General features: G+C 75.5%; 1 protein-coding gene. It reads right to left on the bottom strand.

Annotated elements, in window-relative coordinates; genetic code table 11:
* The coding region (locus tag H5J33_RS32825; RefSeq protein WP_181798358.1) for a molybdopterin oxidoreductase family protein at nucleotides 1–1,905 on the bottom strand (1,905 nt) is incomplete at its 3' end.
* Nucleotides 1,906–2,041 lie beyond the last annotated feature (136 nt).

Raw genomic sequence — 2,041 nt, 5'->3', positions numbered from 1 at the left:
GTTCAGCTCCGCCACGCGCCGGGTCTGCGCCCCCGACTGGTACTGGGACACCACCCGGCCGGTGGTCAGCAGCAGCGGGTACTCGGCGTCCGGCTCCTCGGCGGTCGCCCGGTGCGTCACGGCCACGAACCGGGCCCGCCCGTCCGGGGTGGCGAAACGGTCGAGGAACAGGCGGGGGGTGCCGGGGTGGTGTACCGGGTCCGAGGCGGGGGAGGCGTCCACCGCGCCGGTCCCCGCCGGACCGCCGGACCGCGCGACCGGGGGCGTGTCCCCGCCGTCGGCTCCCGTCGTCCCGGCCGGTTCCTCCGGGCAGGGCCAGAAGACGCCGTTCTCCTCGGTCAGGCGGCGGTAGGTGATGCCCGAGTAGTCCGCCGGGCCGCCCGCGCTGGCGCGGCGCAGCTCCGCGAAGACCTCCTCCGGATCGGTCGGGAAGCCCTTCTCCACGCCGAGCCGGCCGGCCAGCTCGTGCAGGACGTGCAGGTCGCTGTGGACGCCCGGCGGCGGGGCGAGTGCCCGGCGGCGCAGCAGCACCCGGCCCTCCAGGCTGGTCGTCGTGCCCGTCTCCTCCGCCCACTGGGTCACCGGCAGCACCACGTCCGCCAGCTCCGCCGTCTCCGACAGCACGACGTCGGCCACGGCCAGGAAGTCCAGCGAGCGCAGCCGCTCCTCGACGTGGGCCGCGCGCGGGGCCGACACCACCGGGTTGGAACCCATCAGCAGCAGCGCCCGCACGTCCGTGCCGAGCGCGTCGAGGAGTTCGTACGCGCTGCGCCCCGGGCCCGGCAGGCTGTCCGGGTCCACGCCCCACACCCCCGCCACGTGCCGCCGCGCCACCGGGTCGTCCAGCTTGCGGTAGCCGGGCAACTGGTCGGCCTTCTGGCCGTGTTCGCGGCCGCCCTGGCCGTTGCCCTGCCCGGTCAGGCAGCCGTACCCGGACAGCGGGCGCCCCGCCCGGCCGGTCGCCAGGCACAGGTTGATCCACGCGCCCACCGTGTCCGTGCCCTTGGACTGCTGTTCCGGTCCGCGCGCGGTGAGCACCATCGCCGCCTCGGGTTCGCAGAACATCCGTACGGCCTCGCGCAGCAGGGGAACCGGGACGCCGGTGATCCGTTCCACGTACTCCGGCCAGTGCGCCATCGCCGCGGCCCGGGCCTCCTCCCAGCCCGTGGTCCGCTCCCGGATGTACTCCTCGTCCGTGCGCCCCTCGGCCACCACCAGGTGCAACAGGCCGAGGGCGAGGGCCAGGTCGGTGCCGGGGCGGGGCGCGAGGTGCAGGTCCGCCTGCTGTGCCGTCCTCGTCCGGCGCGGGTCGACGACGATCAGCGTGCCGCCGTTCTCCCGCAGCTCGGTGAAGAACCGCAGCGACGGCGGCATGGTCTCGGCCAGGTTGGAGCCGACGAGGATCACACACCCCGTCCTCGGGACGTCCTCCAGCGGGAACGGCAGCCCACGGTCCAGCCCGAACGCCTTGGTGCCCGCCGCCGCGGCCGACGACATGCAGAACCGGCCGTTGTAGTCGATCTGCGAGGTGCCGAGCACCACCCGGGCGAACTTGCCCAGCGCGTACGCCTTCTCGTTGGTCAGCCCGCCGCCGCCGAACACGCCGAGCGCGTCCGGGCCGTGCCGCTCCCGGGTCGCGGCCAGCCGCCCGGCGATCCGGTCCAGCGCCTCCGTCCAGCCCGCCTCCACCAGCCGGCCGCCCTCCCGCACCAGCGGGGTGGTCAGCCGTACCGCCGGGGACAGCACCTCGGCCGCCGTACGGCCCTTGCCGCACAGCGCGCCCCGGTTGACCGGGAAGTCCGCGCGTTCGGTGACCTCGACGCCCCCCTGGGGCAGGGGCGTGATGTTCATCCCGCACTGCAGGGCGCAGTACGGGCAGTGGGTGGGCGTCGAGGTCTTCTCCATGCCGCCAGCGTGCGTCCGGCGTGTTACGGCCCCGGGTCGCACCGGGTTACACCCCCGGCACGGCGACCTCCCCGCGCCACCCACCCCACCGTGAGGCAGCCGGTCATGGCCCGGCCTGTGGCGAGACCGCGCGGCC

Origin of the sequence: Streptomyces sp. WELS2, assembly GCF_013870595.1 — a bacterium.
Classification (GTDB): domain Bacteria; phylum Actinomycetota; class Actinomycetes; order Streptomycetales; family Streptomycetaceae; genus Streptomyces.
Note: the sequence above shows the minus strand (reverse complement) of the source record. Positions and strands in the feature narration are given on the sequence as shown.